This window comes from Nonomuraea sp. NPDC002799, from assembly GCF_053592075.1.
In genome coordinates this window covers 401,380-418,538 of record NZ_JBSFVA010000005.1, presented here as the reverse complement: position 1 = coordinate 418,538, position 17,159 = coordinate 401,380, and the positions used below count along the sequence as shown (strand labels likewise).

At 72.3% G+C, this 17,159-nt stretch carries 20 protein-coding genes; 8 read left to right on the top strand and 12 right to left on the bottom strand.

Going from position 1 to position 17,159, the window contains the following annotated elements:
• Positions 1-36 precede the first annotated feature (36 nt).
• Positions 37-609 carry a TetR/AcrR family transcriptional regulator gene (locus ACWD0F_RS13340; RefSeq protein ID WP_449874971.1) on the bottom strand — a complete coding sequence of 191 codons (573 nt, stop codon included), beginning with the start codon at positions 607-609 and terminating at the stop codon, positions 37-39.
• A 470-nt stretch (positions 610-1,079) separates the two neighbouring features.
• On the opposite strand from ACWD0F_RS13340, the gene ACWD0F_RS13335 reads away from it, so the two are divergent.
• Positions 1,080-1,238, top strand: a complete 159-nt coding sequence (locus ACWD0F_RS13335) for a hypothetical protein (protein WP_449874970.1) — start codon at positions 1,080-1,082, stop codon at positions 1,236-1,238.
• 349 nt (positions 1,239-1,587) lie between these two features.
• On the opposite strand, the gene ACWD0F_RS13330 is transcribed toward ACWD0F_RS13335, so the two are convergent.
• The 6 genes from ACWD0F_RS13330 to ACWD0F_RS13305 all read right to left on the bottom strand — a co-directional run bounded on the left by ACWD0F_RS13330 (position 1,588) and on the right by ACWD0F_RS13305 (position 6,262).
• Positions 1,588-2,415: a pentapeptide repeat-containing protein gene (locus ACWD0F_RS13330; RefSeq protein ID WP_449874968.1), complete on the bottom strand. Its 828-nt coding sequence runs from the start codon at positions 2,413-2,415 to the stop codon at positions 1,588-1,590.
• A gap of 46 nt (positions 2,416-2,461) precedes the next feature.
• Entirely contained in the window at positions 2,462-3,226 is a 765-nt protein-coding gene (locus ACWD0F_RS13325; RefSeq protein WP_449874966.1) for a GNAT family N-acetyltransferase, read from the bottom strand.
• 48 nt (positions 3,227-3,274) lie between these two features.
• Positions 3,275-4,051, bottom strand: a complete 777-nt coding sequence (gene uppS / locus ACWD0F_RS13320) for a polyprenyl diphosphate synthase (RefSeq protein WP_449874964.1) — start codon at positions 4,049-4,051, stop codon at positions 3,275-3,277.
• The gene (locus ACWD0F_RS13315; RefSeq protein WP_449874962.1) at positions 4,038-4,976 is read right to left on the bottom strand and encodes a sigma-70 family RNA polymerase sigma factor; all 939 of its coding nucleotides are present in this window, start codon (positions 4,974-4,976) and stop codon (positions 4,038-4,040) included. Before ACWD0F_RS13315 ends, uppS begins: the two co-directional genes overlap by 14 nt.
• A 94-nt stretch (positions 4,977-5,070) precedes the next feature.
• Positions 5,071-6,033 carry a small ribosomal subunit Rsm22 family protein gene (locus ACWD0F_RS13310; RefSeq protein WP_449874961.1) on the bottom strand — a complete coding sequence of 321 codons (963 nt, stop codon included), beginning with the start codon at positions 6,031-6,033 and terminating at the stop codon, positions 5,071-5,073.
• 97 nt (positions 6,034-6,130) lie between these two features.
• Positions 6,131-6,262 (bottom strand): hypothetical protein, encoded by a 132-nt coding sequence (locus tag ACWD0F_RS13305; RefSeq protein WP_449874960.1) that lies wholly within the window; start codon positions 6,260-6,262, stop codon positions 6,131-6,133.
• Between the two features lie 341 nt (positions 6,263-6,603).
• On the opposite strand from ACWD0F_RS13305, the gene ACWD0F_RS13300 reads away from it, so the two are divergent.
• A complete protein-coding gene (locus tag ACWD0F_RS13300; protein WP_449874959.1) occupies positions 6,604-7,185 on the top strand; it encodes an alpha/beta fold hydrolase in 582 nt (193 codons plus the stop codon).
• Here the strand turns inward: ACWD0F_RS13300 and ACWD0F_RS13295 are convergent.
• On the bottom strand, positions 7,150-7,632 hold the full coding sequence (locus tag ACWD0F_RS13295; protein ID WP_449874957.1) for a MarR family winged helix-turn-helix transcriptional regulator: 483 nt from the start codon (positions 7,630-7,632) through the stop codon (positions 7,150-7,152). The genes ACWD0F_RS13300 and ACWD0F_RS13295 overlap by 36 nt on opposite strands.
• 147 nt (positions 7,633-7,779) lie before the next feature.
• Between ACWD0F_RS13295 and ACWD0F_RS13290 the strand changes: the two genes are divergently transcribed.
• From ACWD0F_RS13290 to ACWD0F_RS13280, 3 genes are all read left to right on the top strand, one after another.
• Complete coding sequence (locus ACWD0F_RS13290; RefSeq protein WP_449874955.1) at positions 7,780-9,393, top strand: LLM class flavin-dependent oxidoreductase; 1,614 nt, start codon at positions 7,780-7,782, stop codon at positions 9,391-9,393.
• A 207-nt stretch (positions 9,394-9,600) separates the two neighbouring features.
• Positions 9,601-9,972, top strand: a complete 372-nt coding sequence (locus ACWD0F_RS13285) for a hypothetical protein (protein WP_449874953.1) — start codon at positions 9,601-9,603, stop codon at positions 9,970-9,972.
• 207 nt (positions 9,973-10,179) lie between these two features.
• Complete coding sequence (locus ACWD0F_RS13280) at positions 10,180-10,962, top strand: TetR/AcrR family transcriptional regulator C-terminal domain-containing protein (protein ID WP_449874951.1); 783 nt, start codon at positions 10,180-10,182, stop codon at positions 10,960-10,962.
• 55 nt (positions 10,963-11,017) lie between these two features.
• Here the strand turns inward: ACWD0F_RS13280 and ACWD0F_RS13275 are convergent, their stop codons facing one another.
• From ACWD0F_RS13275 to ACWD0F_RS13265, 3 genes are read right to left on the bottom strand one after another with little or no spacing between them, the layout of a single operon-like run.
• Positions 11,018-11,383 (bottom strand): DUF4180 domain-containing protein, encoded by a 366-nt coding sequence (locus ACWD0F_RS13275; protein WP_449874950.1) that lies wholly within the window; start codon positions 11,381-11,383, stop codon positions 11,018-11,020.
• A gap of 5 nt (positions 11,384-11,388) precedes the next feature.
• Positions 11,389-11,790, bottom strand: a complete 402-nt coding sequence (locus tag ACWD0F_RS13270; RefSeq protein ID WP_449874948.1) for a helix-turn-helix domain-containing protein — start codon at positions 11,788-11,790, stop codon at positions 11,389-11,391.
• A 34-nt stretch (positions 11,791-11,824) separates the two neighbouring features.
• Positions 11,825-13,006: a winged helix DNA-binding domain-containing protein gene (locus tag ACWD0F_RS13265; protein WP_449874946.1), complete on the bottom strand. Its 1,182-nt coding sequence runs from the start codon at positions 13,004-13,006 to the stop codon at positions 11,825-11,827.
• 127 nt (positions 13,007-13,133) lie between these two features.
• On the opposite strand from ACWD0F_RS13265, the gene ACWD0F_RS13260 reads away from it, so the two are divergent.
• Together ACWD0F_RS13260 and ACWD0F_RS13255 are read left to right on the top strand one after the other, a co-directional pair.
• Positions 13,134-14,669, top strand: a complete 1,536-nt coding sequence (locus tag ACWD0F_RS13260; protein WP_449874944.1) for a phenylacetate--CoA ligase family protein — start codon at positions 13,134-13,136, stop codon at positions 14,667-14,669.
• A gap of 90 nt (positions 14,670-14,759) precedes the next feature.
• Positions 14,760-15,677: a hypothetical protein gene (locus ACWD0F_RS13255; protein ID WP_449874942.1), complete on the top strand. Its 918-nt coding sequence runs from the start codon at positions 14,760-14,762 to the stop codon at positions 15,675-15,677.
• A gap of 106 nt (positions 15,678-15,783) precedes the next feature.
• Here ACWD0F_RS13255 and ACWD0F_RS13250 read toward each other — a convergent pair whose 3' ends face one another.
• Positions 15,784-16,605 (bottom strand): nucleotidyltransferase domain-containing protein, encoded by an 822-nt coding sequence (locus ACWD0F_RS13250; protein ID WP_449874940.1) that lies wholly within the window; start codon positions 16,603-16,605, stop codon positions 15,784-15,786.
• A gap of 166 nt (positions 16,606-16,771) precedes the next feature.
• On the opposite strand from ACWD0F_RS13250, the gene ACWD0F_RS13245 reads away from it, so the two are divergent.
• A complete protein-coding gene (locus ACWD0F_RS13245) occupies positions 16,772-17,116 on the top strand; it encodes a YciI family protein (RefSeq protein ID WP_449875027.1) in 345 nt (114 codons plus the stop codon).
• Positions 17,117-17,159 lie beyond the last annotated feature (43 nt).

The window sequence follows — 17,159 nt, the reverse complement described above, 5'->3', positions numbered from 1 at the left end:
CCGGGGTGTGGTGGTGACGGGGCGGGGACGCGCCCGCTACGGGGAGACCCGCCAATGCCTGAGCGCGCTGTCGAGCGCGTCGAGGATCCTCGCCCAGGAGGCGTCGACGTCGCGCGAGTGCGCGAACCCGCCGCTCGCCTCCAGGCTGAAGAACCCCTGGTAGGTGCTGCGCAGCAGCCGGATGGCGTCGGTCAGGTCAGGCTCGGGCAGCCCGTACGCGCTCAGGTGCGCGTAGGTGGTGGCCATGATGCGCAGGTGCCCCGGCGACGCGGCGACCACGGCCGGCTCCAGGGCCATCTGGGTGGCCTGGTAGCAGCCGGGCCGGGTGCGCGCGAACGCCCGCCAGGCCTCGGCGAACCCGGCCAGCGCGTCCTTGCCCGCGCGCCCCGCCGTCGCCGCGGTGAGGCGGTCGGCGAGGTCGCGCGCGGCCAGGACGGCCACCCTGACGCGCAGATCCCGGACGTTCCTGACGTGGGAGTACAGGCTCGCGTCCGCGACTCCGAAGCGGCGCGCCAGCGCGGACACCGTGACGTTGTCGAAGCCGGCCTCGTCGGCCAACTCGGCGGCCGCCTCGGTGACGCGGTCCGCCGTCAGCCCGGCACGAGCCATCTACACCCTCATCCCAAAAAGTGGTCTCCTTACGCCATTAACCTAGGACTCCTAGGTTGGGTAAGGCAAATGGATATTTCACAGGTTCGCCGGCAGCACCGGGCGGCCCTGGACGCCGGGGGCGGCCGTTCAGGTCGGGCTCAGCACCGGTCGGCCATTTCCGCTGCGGCAGCGAGGCCAACTGCTCGACGTAGATGGGCTCGCTGATCTCCGAACGGAAAGTCACGGCAAGCCGCTCAATCCCCGGCGACCAAGGATCCCCAACCCGGGAAGCCATACCGCGGATGGCCTACCGCAGAAGTTGCAGCGCCGCTCGACAGGGCGGGCAAAAGTCTGACCCCGCTGCTCCCGGAGCGGATGCCGGCGCTGATCGATGACGACCTCGTGTTCGAGGACGGTACGGGGGCGGCGCGGCCGACGACGGTGGCGAACCAGTGGTTGCGTGAGCTGCCGACCAGCGGGTGCCCGGCGTGCGGGGACGGTTCGCGGCAACCACGTGGGGGCGGCACCTGAGCGTGCTGTCGTTGTTCTGCCGGTGGGCGATGGCGGAGGGGCATGCGGAGGCCGAGCCGTTCACCTACCGGACGGCGCGAGCGCTGTTCGCCGGGAAGGCCGGGAAGTACGGGTGAATCTGGATGCCGCCGATCAGCCGGCCGACGGCCGGCCCTCGTTCCCGGATACCAAATATCGGCGCACCGCCTCTCGCCCACCGGGAACGAAAGGCCATCGTCGTCGCGATCCGATGCATCCAGCGCCGACGCTCCGCCTCCGCGCGATCCACGACCCCCAGCACGCGGTCCCGTTCATCCGCCCGCTCGCCCATGCAGGACACGATCGCAGGCACCACCGACAACCTGCTCTACGAGCACCCCAAGCTGGCGATCTGCGTCACATGACCTACTCGGAAACGCCACACGAGCGACGACCCCCAGCGCGAACACCCCGATGGAAACCCAAGGTGTCGGCGTAGTGGGAAGGTCAGCGGCGGGGGCCGGCCGTCCAGTGCGCGGGGCGGGTGAGCGCGGGCGGGAGCCGGGTGGCGGCGTCGCCCTTGGCGGCGTTGAGCTGGGCCTGGGTGAGGAAGACGCAGCCGGTGAGGTCGGCGCCCGACAGGTCGGCGCCGCGCAGGTCGGCCCCGATCAGGTCGGCCTGCCGCAGGTCGGCGCCCCGCAGGTCGGCGCCGATCAGATAGGCCCCCCTGAGGTTGGCCGCGCGCAGCCCCGCGCCCTTGAGCTTGGCGCCGATCAGGTCGGCGCCCCTGCGCTCCTTGCCCTTGCGCCCGGCTCTGACCAGCTCGCTGGTACGCAGCAGCAGGACGTTGATCTCGGCCCGGTGCGCCGCCACGTCGGTCTTCTCCAGCACCTCGGCGCTCTCCCGGGTCAGCCGCTCCGTCGCGTCGAGGGCCTGGCGCAGCTCGGCGTGGATGGGGCGGGCGGGCTCCAGGGCCAGCGCCTCCGCGAGATACCACAGCAGCTCGTGCAACTGACGCATGATCGGGAACACCGCGTACATCTGCCCGGCCGTCTCCGGGGCCTGCCGCCAGCTCGTGCCCTCGAACGTGACCTGCGAGACCTTCTGCCCGGCCCCGAAGCAGTCGTAGACGGTGCAGCCGGCCATGCCGCGCTGCCTGAGCTCCGCGTGGACGGAGCAGCCGAAGTCCGCGCGCAGGTTGTGGCAGGGCTGCCCGGCGTCCTTGTCCATCGCGAAGTCGGCCGACGCCGAGAACGGCAGCGCCACGCAGCACAGCCCGAAGCAGCTTCCGCAGTCGGCCAGCAGGCCGAGCTCGCGCGGGGTCGTTCCGGGCAACGTGCCGCTCCTGGGTGTGTCTCGGGGTTCTGGCCATCAAGAATACTCAAGGATGGAAGTACGGCGTCGTCGTGGTGAGCGTCTCGAAGCCCAGCCGCGCCAAGATCGGGCAGCTCTGGCCGGAGGCGTCCACCTGCAAATAGTCGTAGCCACCCGCCAGTGCCTCGCGGGCCCGGTGGGCGACCAGGGCGCGGTAAACGCCTCTGCCCCGCCATTCCGGCACGGTGCCGCCGCCCCACAGGCTCGCGAACCGGGTGCCCGGGTGCAGATCCATGCGGGCGGCGCTGATCGGCGCGTCGCCGGCCATGGCCACGACGGCGACGACGGTGCCCGCCGCGAGCTGGTCGAGCAGGCGCTCTTTGACGCGCTCGCGGCCGGCGCCGAAGGCGCGCTCGTGCACCTCGGCCACCAGCTCCACCTCCTGCGGGCCGGTCACCGGGACCAGGCGGACGCCCGGCGGCACCTCGGCGCCGGGCAGCCCGGCGGCCTCGGCGACCATGAGGGTCTCCGCTGGCTCGGCGGTGAAGCCGGCCGCGAGGAGCCTGCGGTCGAGGTCGGCGGGCTGGTCGTGCGCGTACAGCTTCCACTCGAACGCCCGGCCCAGCGACCCGAAGCGGCGGACCTGCTCGGCGATGGCCGCGTCCGCGCCCGCGGCGTCGAGGCCGGACCACAGGACGCCGTTCCAGCCGTGCTCCGGGCCGACCTGGCGCACCACGGCGCCTTCCCGTTCGATCGAGGCCGCCGGCCCGTCGGGGCGCGCCTCACGCCGCAGCTGCCGGTCGAACAGGGCGAGCACCTCGTTGCGATCCATCGGGCCACCTCAGCACCCTGCGCCACTCCCGGACAACCGGTTTTCCCCTCAGCCGCCGTATCGCCGCTGCCTGGCGGCGAAGCTGCGCAGCGCGCGCAGGAAGTCGATCTCGCGGAAGGCCGGCCAGTAGGCCTCGCAGAAGTACAGCTCGGAGTAGGCCGACTGCCAGAGCAGGAAGTTCGACATGCGCTGCTCGCCGCTGGTCCTGATGACCAGGTCGGGGTCGGGCAGGCCGGCGGTGTACAGGTGGGGGGCGATGTCGTCGACGGTCAGCGTGGCGGCCAGCTCCACCATGGACTGGCCCGCCTCGGCCCGCTCGTGCAGCAGCTCCCGCAGGGCGTCGATCACCTCCTGGCGGCCGCCGTACCCGATGGCGAGCGTCAGGTGGAAGCCGGTCGTGCACGTGCGGGTGGCCTCGACGGCGCTCTTGAGCGCGCGGGCGGTCGTGTCGGGCAACATGTCGAGCAGCCCCGCGACGTGCACCTGCCAGCGCGCGTCGGGCCGGTCGAACCGGTCGGCGACCATCTGCTCGATCACCCGCAGCAGGTAGGCCACCTCCGCGTCGCCGCGGCGCTGGAGGTTCTCCGTCGAGCACAGGAACACCGTCACGTGCGTGATGCCCAGCCCCTCGCACCACGACAACACGTGCTCGATGTGCTCGGCGCCGTACTTGTGGCCGATGCTGGGGTTGGCCATGCCTCGCTGCCTGGCCCAGCGGCGGTTGCCGTCGATGATGAGGCCCACGTGGGCCGGCAGCGGGCCCGCCATGACCTGCCGGCGCAGGCGCCGGGCGTAGAAAGCATGAAGGAAGTCAGTCGTCTGCACGCTCCCAGGATGACGCGCTCTCGTCTCCGGTATCTGATCTTTCCTGATTTCCGCGTGTCAGATGTGTGAGCTTGTCCGGGTTGGTGACGGCGTAGATGCCGGACACCCGCTCGCCGTCCGGGGTCAGGTCCAGGACCATCATGGCGAACGGGGCCTCGCCGTCGAACAGCACCGCCGACGGGTCCCCGTTCACCTCGCGGAAGCGCACGTCCAGGCCGTCGGACTCCCACCGCGAGGTCAGCAGCCTGGCCACCTTGTCGCGCCCGTGGACGGGCCGCGGGCCGAAGGCCTTGCCGCCGCCGTCGACCCAGAAGCTCACGTCGGGGGCCAGCAGCCGCAGCAGGGCCCGCAGGTCGCCGCCGAACACGGCCGACAGGAACCTCTCGGTGGCCGCGCGCCGCAGCCCGGGATCGACGTCGTAGCGGGGGCGGCGGGCGTGGACGTGCTCGCGGGCGCGGTGGGCGAGCTGGCGGACGGCCGCCGGCGTGCGGCCGAGGATCTCGCCGATCTCGGGGTGGGCGTAGCCGAACACCTCGTGCAGCAGGAACACCACGCGTTCGAGCGGGGTGAGCGTCTGGAGCACCACGGCCAGGGCCATCGACACCGACTCGGCGCGGACGGCCGGGTCGGCCGCGTCGTCCGGCGCGGCGGTGGCGACCGGCTCGGGCAGCCAGGAGCCGATGTAGTCCTCGCGGCGGCGGCTGACGCCGGCCTGGCGGGCCAGCGCCCGGTTGACCGCGACCCGCACCAGGTAGGCGCGCGGGTTGACGATCTCCGCGCCGGTCGCGCTCCTCGGCTCCCAGGCCAGCCAGGTCTCCTGCAGCACGTCCTCGGTGTCGGCGACGCTGCCCAGCATGTTGTAGACGATGGAGAACAGCAGCTCCCGGTGGTCGATGAAGATCTCGGTGGCCGTCGTCTCCGGCATCGCGGCGCTCCTCCCGGCACGGTCGTCCTGTCGCCTGCTGAGAGCCGGTACGTCCTCCGGAGTGTGACACGGCCGGCCCGGAATGTGACAGAACTCACAGCCAGGCGTCGCCCCAGCCGGCGTCTCTGGCCAGGCGGTAGCGGTCGCCCTGCCGTTTGGAGACGATCACGTCACGGACCCCGTCCTCCTCGGTGCACAGGCGCAGGGACACCATGCCCTTGCGCTGCTGCGGATGACGCAGGACCCGGGCGGCGGCCCGAGGGCGGGCCTCCGCCGTGGCGGCGACGTAGGAGAACTTCTCGTCCTCGAAGCTGAGCGTGCCGGCCTTGATCCGGCGGTGCAGAGCGGTCCTGGGCAACCGCACGGAGAAGTGACACCAGTCGCGTTCCGGCTGGATGGGGCAGCGGCCGTCGTGGGGGCACGGGGCGACGATGCTCAGGCCGTGGCCGGACAGGGTCTGCCTGGCCTCGGCGATGGCGGCGTAGCCGGCGGGGGTGCCGGGTTCGACGATGAGCACCATCGCCGCGTCCCCGGCCAGCCAGCGGACGACGCCGGGGCGGTCGGCGGGCGGCAGCTCGTTCAGGGCGTACGACATGGTCACCAGGTCGGCGGCGGGCCGGTCGAGTCCTGGGTGGATGGACGCCTGCCGCCAGGCCGTGTCCCGGAGCCCCGCCGCGGCGCCGGCCAGGCGCCGGCCCAGGGCGATGATGTGCGGGTCGTGCTCGATGACGGTGGCCCGCTCCAGGGACGGCCAGATCTCGCGGGCCGCCCAGATCGCCGCCCCGGTGCCGCCGCCGACGTCGAGGTGCGTCGCAGGGGCGAACCCCGGCGTCAGCGCCGCCGCCTGCCGCATGGCCGTGACCGCGGCGGCGTAGGTGGCGGGCATGCGGTACGCCGCATAGGCGGCTATGTCGGCTCGCGTGCGCAGGTGGACGGCCCCGGAGGGGGCGCCGGTCCGGTAGCGCTCGGTGAGCTGGACCACCGAGTCCGACAGGTCCTGCGGCGAGTAACGGGCCAGAACCTGGTCGAGGGCGGTTCTGAGGAGGTCTGGAAGCATGGGGGCGATCACCTGCTGTCGGAACGGGCGGGACCGGCGGCCTCAGGGGACCGCACGGGGTGAGGACTCACCGACCTGGTCGGCTCGCGTGCGCGGCTCACCCGGAGCCCGGGGCCACCAGGGCAGGGTCGCCGGTGCGCGCGGCGGCGGGAGCCATGGTGAAGGCGCCGGCGGACGCCGTGGGAGCGGTCCACAGGTGGGAGCGGCCCGCGCCAAGGCGCGCGGACATGGGGGCACGCAAGAAGAGCTCCTCGGAAGGAAAGGGAGAAACGGTCGGTTACGCGAGCGACCGCTTCAGACGAGGAGTATTCGCCCGCCGGCACGAACCCGACGGCGACCGGCTAGCGCGGACAGCGCCCTCGCCTGGAAGCGGTGAACCTGACCTTGGCGAGGCGCATGCGTACTCCCATCAATCTCTTCTTATCAACCCGGGACATTATCAACTATGCGACAGCGTCAGAGACACCGCCATACTCCCCCTGACGTCGTGGTCCATCGCCGGTTCGCGGCGCACTGCGCCGCCGGCGAACACGTCCGCGCCGGCCCGCCGCGCTGCGGTAGCGTCGCGGCATGGTGATCATCGACGGCGTCCGGATCGCGTATGACGAGACCGGCCCGGACTCACCGGCGGGCACCGTCGTGCTCGTGCACGCGGGGGTCGCCGACAGGCGCATGTGGGACCACCGGTTCCTGGCCCTCGCCGAGCGCTACCGCGTGATCCGCTACGACTGGCGCGGCCAGGGCCGCTCCGGCGACGCCGAGGGCGAGGTCTGCCACCACGAGGACCTGCTCGCCGTCATGGACGCGCTGGGGGTGGAGCGGGCCGCGCTGGTGGGCGGGTCGATGGGCGGCGCGTACGCCACCGAGGCCGCACTCGCCGCCCCGTCGCGGGTCGCCGCGCTCGCCCTGATCGGCTCGGGCCTCGCCGGTCACTCCTGGCCCGCGGAGATGCTGGAGCAGGCCCGCAAGCGGGTGCACACCTCGGTCCCCGCCGGCCGCCTGGCCCGCTATCACGCCGATGAGGTGGATCCCGCCGACGTACGCGCGATGGCGGAGGCGCTTCGGCGCGCGGACGGGCCGGACGCATGTTCGGATGACGGCGGCGCTTCGGCGCGCCTATGCCGGGGAGCGCGTCGCTTCCGGGGAGCGTGACCACACGCGGCCGGACAGTGCGGTGTCGGCGGCCAGGATCCCGCCGATGGCCGAGGCCACCAGCTCCCTGTGCCCGGCCGGCAGCTCACCCGCCAGCGCGTCCAGCCGCTCGGCGACCCCGTCGTGGACGAGCACCGCGATCCGCGCCCCGTCGCAGGTGAGGTCGATCTGGCAGGCGCGCCTGTCGCGGGCGTCGCGGGCGCGGAGCACCAGGTCGCGTTTCTCGGCCCGGTCCACGAGCCCGGTGAGGCTCGACTTCTCCAGGTGCAAAGCTCGCGTGAGCTCCGTCATCCCGACAGGCCCGCCCATGAGCAGGCACAGGAGCTGGGCCTGCTGCGGCGTCAGGTCGTGCTCCCGGCTGACCTCCCCGAACACCTGCTGCACCAGATGGCCCAGGCGGACGAGGGCGTCGGTGAACAGCAGAACCGGCTCTTTCGTCGTCACCACGCCCCCGAGTCTAGTTGACAATCATTCGCTACACGAACTAATTTTCTTCGTACAACCAACTGTTCGCATAACAAACTAATGTGGCGTCCTCTTCCCGCCGCGACCGTGCCCGAGCGAGCCGGGCACGGCACCAGCAAGGAGCCTCCCATGCCCGACTACGGCCACGACCTGCTTTTCAGCGCCAATCTGCTGCCCTCCGCCGCGCAGCCGGACGCCGTCGTAGCCCTCGCGCGGCTCGCCGAACGCGCCGGGCTGGACCTCGTCACCTTCCAGGACCACCCCTACCAGCCCGCCTTCCTCGACACCTGGACCCTGCTCAGCTACGTCGCCGCCGCCACCGAGACGATCAAACTGGCGGGCAACGTCCACCCGCTCCCGCTGCGGCCGCCGGCCATGCTCGCCCAGGCCGCCGCCAGCCTGGACCTCCTCAGCCACGGCCGGTTCGAGCTCGCCCTCGGCACCGGCGGGTTCCAGGACGCCATCGCCGCCATCGGCGGTCCGCGCCTCAGCGCCGGCCAGGCGGTGGACGCGCTCGAAGAGGGCATCCACATCATCCGCGCGGCCTGGGACACCGGCACACCCGGCGGCATCCGGCACCACGGCGAGCACTACCGGATCGACGGCGCCCAGCGCGGCCCCCGGCCCGCCCACGACATCGGCATCTGGCTGGGGGCGTACAAGCCGCGCATGCTCCGGGTCGTCGGCCGGCTCGCCGACGGCTGGTTGCCCTCCCTTCCGCGTCTGGGGTCCTTCGACGAGATCTCCGAAGGCAACGCCGTCATCGACGAGGCCGCCGCCGGGGCGGGCCGATCGCCCGGCGACATCCGCCGTCTGCTCAACCTCGGCGGCGAGCTGCCCGCCGAGCGCCTGGCCGACCTCGCGCTCACGCACGGCGTCAGCGTCTTCACCCTGATGGTCGACGATCCCCGCCAGATCCAGCGCTTCGCCACGGAGATCGCCCCGGCCGTACGCGAACTGGTCGCCGCGGAACGCGCCGGCACCCGGCCGGACGCGGACGCCGTGGACGGCGCGAACGGCGCGAACGGTGCAGACGGTGCGAACGGCGCGGACGCCCGGCGAGCGGGAGCGGGCTCCGGTGCCGCTCGGCCGGCGGTGCCGGGGGCCCTTCCCGCTGCTCGGGCGAAGGTCTCGGTGAAACAAGGGGCTCCGCTGGCCGCCGTCCCGACCCCCGACGACGGGGTGCGGCTCAGCGAGGCCCGTGTCTGGGACGAGAGCACCCGCCCGGCCGGCCCCGGCCCCGACCCCGGCAGGCGGTACACCCCCGCCGAGCAGGCCGGCGGCCAGCGTCTCATCGACGTCCACGATCACCTGCGCACCGAGCTGGCCCAGCTGCGCGACCTCGTGGACCAGGTCTCCGCCGGCGTGCTCGACGCCGCGTCGGCCCGCTCGCGCATCAACACCATGACCATGCGCCAGAACAACTGGACCCTGGGCGCCTACTGCGAGTCCTACTGCCGGCTCCTCACCATGCACCACTCCACCGAGGACGCCTCCGTCTTCCCCCGTCTGCGCCGCGCGGAGCCCGCGCTCGAACCCGTGCTCGACCGGCTCCAGGAGGAACACCACGCCATCCACAAGGTCGTCGAACGCGTGGACCGCGCTCTCGTCGCCTTCGTCGCCGACCCGGCCGCCCTGGCCGACCTGCGCGCCACCGTGGACCTGCTCACCGACACCCTGCTGTCCCACCTGTCGTACGAGGAGCACGAGCTCGTCGAACCCCTGGCCAGGCACGGTCTCTGAGCCCGGCTCACAGCCTCGGCGGCCCGCGAGCCTGCACAGGGGGCCGACGCGGGCGGTCAGCATGGACGACCGCGAGCGGTCCCCGCTCCGGCTTTGCCGGCCGACGGCCGCCTGTTGGGTGAAAACAGGTGTGGCGCTGCGCGGATCCCCCAAGATCGATACGTAGAGTGATGGCCGATGTCACTTCCGTGATTACAGGGGGAGAACATGAAAAGTAGCCTCATCGCCGCCGGTGGTGTGCTGCTCGCCGCGGCCACGGTGTTCGTGTCCGCCGGCAGCGCCAACGCCGATCAGTGGGTCGACTGGACGCACCACTATCCGAACCACTGCGGCATCGGGGTGAACGACGACTCGACCTACCACCACGTCACGAGGAACGGCATCTACGCCGGCACGCGCGACGCCGACGCCTGCAAGAACTACGGAAACTACGGGAACTACGGAAAGCACGGGAACTACTACTGGGGCCAGGACCGCCACCACCACGGCCACGACCATTGGCTGCACCGTAACTGGCCCACCAGCGGCAACGGCAACTGGGTTCGCGACTGGCTCCGCCCCGGGGTATACGGACGCTGACCTTCGGCCCCATTTGGTCCCGGCGCCCACATGGGCGCCGGGACCCGCCTGTTTCCCGGTTCGTCCCGTGTGAAGAGCCGCGTCCCCGCGTGGAGAACTGCGTCCGGCATGGCGAGCCCGTCTCCGCATGGAGAACCGCGTCCCGCGTGGAGAGCGTCCGCTGATAGCCTTATGCCGTAAGGGATTATTCCGCGTGGGAGGTCCGCGTTGGTCGTCTTCGCCGGTCAGGGTGACGCGCGCCGTTCGATGGCACTGCTGTGGCGCACCGGCGAGCCGGGCGAGGTGCGGCCGGGACCCAAGCCGGGGCTGAGCGTCGACGCGATCGTCGAGGCCGCCATCGCGGTGGCGGACGGCGAGGGCATGGCGGCGCTGTCCATGCGGCGGGTCGGCGAGCGGCTGGGCCGCACCGGGATGGCGCTCTACACGTACGTGCCGAGCAAGGGCGAGCTCGTCGACCTGATGTACGACCAGGCGCTGGCGGAGTTGCCCGCCTCCTACGACCTCGGCGGCGGCTGGCGCGCGGCCGTCACCTCGTGGGCCGAGCACACGCTCGCCTGCTACCTGCGTCATCCGTGGGTGCTGCAGGTGTCACAGGCGCGGCCCGTGCTGGGGCCGAACGAGTTCGCGGCGCTGGAGAGCCTGGTGGCGATCCTGCGCGAGACCGGGTTGCGGCCGGGCCGGCTGCGGGGGGTGGTCGCACTGTTGTCCGACTTCGTGCGCGGGGCGGCGAAGACGGTCTCGGAGTCGCGGCTGGCCCCGTCGGCGACGGGGGTGTCGGACGAGGAGTGGTGGCGGGCGCGCTCGTCGCTGCTGGAGGAGGTGGCGCCGGGGTTCGCCGGCCGCTTTCCCGGCGTGGTGTGGGTGGAGTCGGAGGACGACGGGCCACCCGAGGACACGTCCTATCTGGAGCACCGGGTGGTCAGCGAGACGTTCGCGGTCGGTCTCACCGTGCTGCTCGATGGCGTCCAGACGGCCATGAAGAGCGGCTGAGCGCTGCAACGCTGCCCATGAAGAGCGGGGGGCGCTGCAACGCAGCCTGGGGAGGTCAGGCCTCGTGGGCGGACCAGCGGGCCGCCAGCTCGGCCAGGTCGCCCGTGAACCAGAGGTGCGCGCCCCGGTTCGACTCGGCCACCCAGGCGCGCAGCGCGGAGCTGGCCTCGGTGAAGCGGGAGACGTCGCCCACGATCGCCAGCCCGATCCGATAGTTGGCGAACTTCTGCGCGAACTCCCCCGCCACGCCTGTGCGCAGGTCGAAAAAGTCGTCGTGGAGCCGCTCGGCCGGCACGGCGACCCAGGTGGCGTGCCGGCCGAACGCGTCCCCCAGCAGGTCGAGCGCGTCGCGGGTGTCGCGCAGGCGCGGGCCGCCGGACTCGCACACGTGAATGCGGTCGTCGAGCATGGGAACCTCCATGGTGCTCACTCCTTCACCAGCGCGTCGACGATCCTCAGCACCTGCGCACTGGCCTCCAGGCCGCCCAGGATGACGATCTTCAGGTGCGCGCGCTCCTCGTCGTACACGAACTCCACCCGCAGGCCGTGCGGCCGAGCCGCCAGGGCACCCAGGACCATCGTGCTGACCCGGTCCATCTCGCCTCTGGAGATGCCGTCGACCTGCACGATGCTGGAGACCTCGGCGCGCCTCGGCACCGGCGGCGCCCCGGCCGGCAGTCCGGCGAAGGCCGCCAGGTCGTCTTTGGCGATCCGGTACTGCTTGCCGACCCGGACGGCGGGCAGCCGCCCGTCGCGCACGTAGTTGCGCACGGTCTTGACATGCAGTCCTAGAATGCCGGCCGCCTGATCTACGGTGTATTGCTCCATAACATTCCCTATTATGGCGCACGATAGGGAGTGATCAGGCATGTGCTCCGATGGTGACCGTGCCGATGGTCAGCCGGGGCCGGGCCTCCATCACCTCGCCGAGCCGCCATACCTGCTCCTCCAGTTCACGCGACCGCGCGGGGCCGAGGTCGCGCAGCGGCTCCACCGTGACGTCGATCCGGCTGCCCGACCTGCGCTGATGCCAGACCCCGCCGACCTCACCGTCCACGAGAAGCACCGGGAAGTTGCCGGCCTGGCCGCCGGACAGGGCCCGCCGGGCCGCCGGCCCCGGATAGAGCAGCTCGCGTGGCCGGCCCGCGACCACGTAGGCGTCGAAATAGGGCAGCAGCCGCACCCCTCTGGGCGGATCGGCGGGCGCCTCGACGTCGCCCGCGAGCACCCAGGCCCGCTCTCCCTCGAACAGCACCTCCTCCAGCTCCACCCCCTTGAACGCCTCCACCGCCCACCGCGCGGGACCACCCGCCCATTGGGCGAAGTGTCCGGGAGTGGCCGGTCCGTACGCGCGCAGATACGCCCTGACCAGCCAGGCGAGCCCATCCACCGCCGGCACCGCGAACCCGTCCGCCGCCGATACCGCGGCCAGCCCATCCGCCACCGATACCGCGGCGGGGGCGCCGGTGTAGGTGACCTTGCGGCCCCTGGCCGGCCCGAAGACGAACGCGCCCCGGTGCCCGGCCAGGGCCATCACCTGCCGCCAGCGCGGCCACATGCCTCCGAACCCGGGCATGACCAGGTCCCCCGCCCACGGCCCGGTGGCGGCGATGACCGCATCGCTCAGCTCGTCGATGGTCAGCTCCGCGCCGGCCAGGACGTCTTCGATCGCCGCCACCACCTGGGTGACCTGCTCGGCGGTCATCCGCATGGACCGCGGCGCGGTGTGGTGCGCGGGCGGCAGCGAGGACATCGCGCTCACCCACAGGGGCAGGTCGCGGGCGGGCAGCACGTGCACGGTGCCGCGCGGGCCGTGCGTCTTGACCAGGCTGCGCTCGTTCCACAGGGCCTCGCGCACGTGGGCACGGGTGACGCCGTCGAGCCGCAGGCCGATGGAGACCTCGGCGGCCGTCATGATCTGTGCGTGCGCCCCGCACATGGCCGCCACGATCTCGTCGGGGCGGGCCTTCCCGGCGCCCGCGCCGAGCCCGGCGCGTTCCAGGCGCCGGGCGCTGACCTGCGGCCACGACAGTTCGATCACCATGTCCTCCTCGTCCTCCTCAATGCGTCCGGCCCACGGTAGAGGGGAATGCGGAACGGAGGATGCCGCATTTGTCAGTTCAAGTGACAATCAACCGCCTTTTCACCGGTCCCGGCTAACGTCACCGCCCATGAATCACCTGAGCCCGACTCTGGGCAGACTCACGGCGCGCCAGCGCTGGCGACGGGCCCGGCTGCAGACCTACTCCTGGCTGCTGACCGGCGCGTACCGGCTGGGCGCGATGCACCCTGCCATCTGGCGATACGTCGCCAAAAGCTACCATCCGATCCTCGACCGGGTGGCGGCCCGGCACGCGCGGCTGGCCTGCCAGTTCGCCGCCGTGGACGTGCCCGCGTACCGGCACTTCCTGCGCGCGAACGGCGCCGAGCACGCCAGGCGGCTGAGCGACTTTCCCGAGACGAGCAAGGACCACTATGCCGCGGTGTACGACGAGAAGAGCCGGTGCCAGGAGGGCCGGCTGCATCGGCCGGGCGTGATCGTGGACGAGTCGTCCGGGTCGAGCGGCAAGCCGTACAACTGGGTGCGGGGGCCGCGCGAGCTGAAGGGCATCTACCGCAACGCGGCCGGCTACATCGAGGTGGTCTTCCCCGGCCGGAAGCTGTTCGTGATCAACGCGTACTCGATGGGCGCCTGGGCCACCGGCACCACCACGGGCACGGCCCTGGCGCGGATCGCCATGGTCAAGAACACCGGGCCCGACCTGGAGAAGATCGCCGACACGCTGGAGCACTTCGGCCCGGGCTACGACTACGTGGTGACCGCGTACCCGCCGTTCCTGAAGCACCTGCGCGACCACCTCGACGAGGCGGGCTTCCCGTGGCGGGACTTCCGCGTGCGGGGCATGGTCGGCGGCGAGGGCATGACGGAGGCGCTGCGCGACTACCTGGAGGAGCGGTTCGAGGAGGTGCGCTCCGGCTACGGCGCCAGTGACCTGACGATCGGGATGGGCGCCGAGAGCGGGTTCAGCGTGGCGCTGCGCAGGCGGCTGGCCACCGACGCACGGCTGCGCGAGGCGTTGCTGGGCGCCGGCGAGCAGCGGCTGCCGATGATCTTCCACTACAACCCGCTGGAGACGTTCCTGGAGGTCAACGGGAACGGCGAGCTGCTGTGCACGATCAACACCAAGAGCTGCCTGCAGCCCAAGCTGCGCTACAACATCGGCGACGAGGCGCGGCTGCACACGCTCGCCGAGGTCAGGCGGGCGCTCGGCGACGAGTACGACGGCGCGTGGACCGACGAGCGGCTGAACCTGCCGCTGCTGTTCCTGTTCGGGCGGAAGGACTCGACGATCTCCTACATGGGGGCCAACCTCTATCCGCAGGACGTCGAGTACGGCCTCTACCAGGGCAATCCGTACGCCGCCGCGATCAACCGGTTCTGCCTGTCCCTGGAGGAGCTGCCCGGCCTGGAGTGCCGGCCGGTGATCAACATCGAGGTGCGCGGCGAGACCGACCGCGACGTCCTGGCGGAGATCTGCCGCAAGGGCGTGGTGGGCCACCTGAGCGCCGTCTCGCGCGACTTCGCCGAGTCGCTCAAGGAGGACCCGACGGCCGCCGACGTGCGGGTCAAGGTGTACGGCCTGGGCGAGGGACCGTTCGCCGGTCTCACGAAGACGAAGAACGTCTACCTGGTGAAGACCCCATGACGGAACTCCGGCAAGGACCCGCGGGAACGCCCGCGCCGCGATGGGCGGCCGGCCGCCGCACGGCCACACCTTCGACACCGAGGATCTCGCATGAACAGGCTGCGGGCACTGGAGCCCGACTTCTGGCGTGCGCCGAGCGCGCACAACACCCAGCCGTGGACGCTCACCCATCTCGGCGACGACGAGGCCGCGATCGGCTGGGACCCCTCGCGGGCGCTGCCCGTCAGCGATCCCACGGGGCGCGATCTGCGGCTGAGCCTGGGGGCGTTCGTCGAGTGCTGCCTCATCGTCTGCGCGGACGCGGGCCTGAACGTCGCGTTCCGCCCTGACCCGGGGCCGCTGCGGGTGGGTTTCCTGTACGGGGCCGCGCAGCCGTACAGGACGGCCTTCACGACGGCGGACGTGCGGGCCCGTGGTGCGAACCGCGGCGAGTACCACCCGGGGCGGCTGCCCGGCGACGTGGCCGGCGGGCTGACCGGGATGCGCCGGCTGGCCTGCCGCGACCTCGGCGACCTGCTGCACGCGGCGGACCTGCACCAGTTCGGGGACGAGAACGTGACGCGGGAGCTGCGTTCGTGGTTGCGGCTCACCCGCTGCCACCGCCGCTACCTGCTCGACGGGCTCAGCGCCTCCGCCCTGGCGCTCACCAGGGCTGAGGCGTTCGGGCTGCGCGCCTCGCTCGCCCTCTACCCGGCGCTGCGGCGGCTGGGGCTGCCGAGGGTGCTGGCCGGGGCGTCGCGGAGGCTGCTCGACTACGACGGCGACGTGCTGGTGCTGGTGGGGGCGGCCGGCGAGGAGCTGGAGACGGGGCGGCTGCTGATGCGGCACTGGCTCACGCTGTCCGGCCTGGGGTACACGACGCATCCGCTGAGCCAGATCATCGACGGCGAGCCGACGCGGCGGGCACTGGCGCAACGGCTCGGGGTGGCCGACCCGCAGACCCTGCTCCACGTGGCCCGCGTCGGCCGGCCGAAGGCGCCCGCCACGGCATCGGCCAGGACCAGATGACGACCGCCTCCCGCACGGGCGGAACTCATCCGCCGCAGGCGGCCGGCGGCGCTCGGGGCCCGCGCGTGGTCAGCGGCGCTCAGACGTGCCAGACGGTCAGCGGCGCTCAGACGCCGCAGGCGGTTCTGACGTCGGCGATGAGCCGGGCGGCGTCGCCGATCGTGCGCCGGATCTCCTCCGGCGTGCGCCCGACGCCCGCGAACAGGGCCTGGGCCCGCTCCCCGAACCTCTCAGGCGCCGACGGCAGCCGGCCGGCCGACGCGATCATGCCCTTCTCGTTGATCAGCCAGGCGCCGTCGGCGGCGTGCAGGGCGTGACAGGCGACGCCGATCGCCCGGAACAGGGTCGCCGCCGCATACGCCGGATCACTGCCCGCCGCCCCGTACCCGGCGATCGTCAGGGCGAAGTCCGACTCCCACAACCCCCTGATCAGCGCCGCACTCAGCGGTTGCGGATACTCCGCCCGCACCTGCTCCCGCAGGGCCGCGAGCTCCCCGCCCGGGTCGGCGAGCACCCGGCACAGGGCCACCTCGCCCGCGTAGGCGTGGCTGTAGAAGCCCAGCGGATGGCCGGCCTGGGCGCCGACCTCGTAACGGCCCGCGCGGCAGTCCTGCCAGACGCGGTGCACGCGGCCGAGGTCGCGGTAGATCCAGTCCACGCGCCGGCCGTCGATGGTGAGCCAGCCGCCGCCGTCCACCCATGGACCCCACCCGCCCGGCTCGGTCACCTCGGTGGGCTCGCCCGTCAGGTCCCGGGCGAGCGCGCGCAGGGTGTCCACGGCCAGCGGGCCACGGTAGTAGAGGCCGAGGTCGATGTCGGAGTCGGGCCGATGCGTGCCCCGGGCCCGGCTCCCGCCCAGAACGACGGACACCACCCCGGGCACCTCGGCGAGCCGGGCGGCGATGGCGGGGATATCCGGATCGCGCACACGCCGAGCCTAGCGAAAAGCGGTGCGCCGGTCGGCGTCGGCGTGCGCCGGCCGGCCGAGCAGCGGCGACGTGCCGGCGGCCATGACGGCGGCGGTGAGCTCAAGCCTGCGACGGTCCCCCCGGGAACGCCCCGAGCCCGCCTCTAGGATGGGCCGGGTGAAGTACATGCTGCTGATCTACACCAACCCCGCAGCCCAGCAGGCCGTCGCCGATCGCGTGGGCGACGTGCTGGCCGAGATCGACACCCTCATGAAGGAGCTGGGCGAGAGCGGCGAGCTGGTGGGCGGGCAGGCACTGGACGGGCCCGGGACCGCCAGGACGGTGCGGGTGCGCGATGGCGTGCCCGCCGTCACCGACGGGCCGTTCCTGGAGGCCAAGGAGTGGCTGGCCGGCTACCTGATCGTCGACTGCGCCGGGGTCGAGCGGGCCATCGAGATCGCCGCGCGCTGGCCGGACGCGCGCCTGTGCGCGATGGAGGTGCGGCCCATCGTCGACGAGGCCGAGGGGTGAGCCGGTTCCGGCGGACGGCCGGTCGGACGGTGAGCGAGGCCCG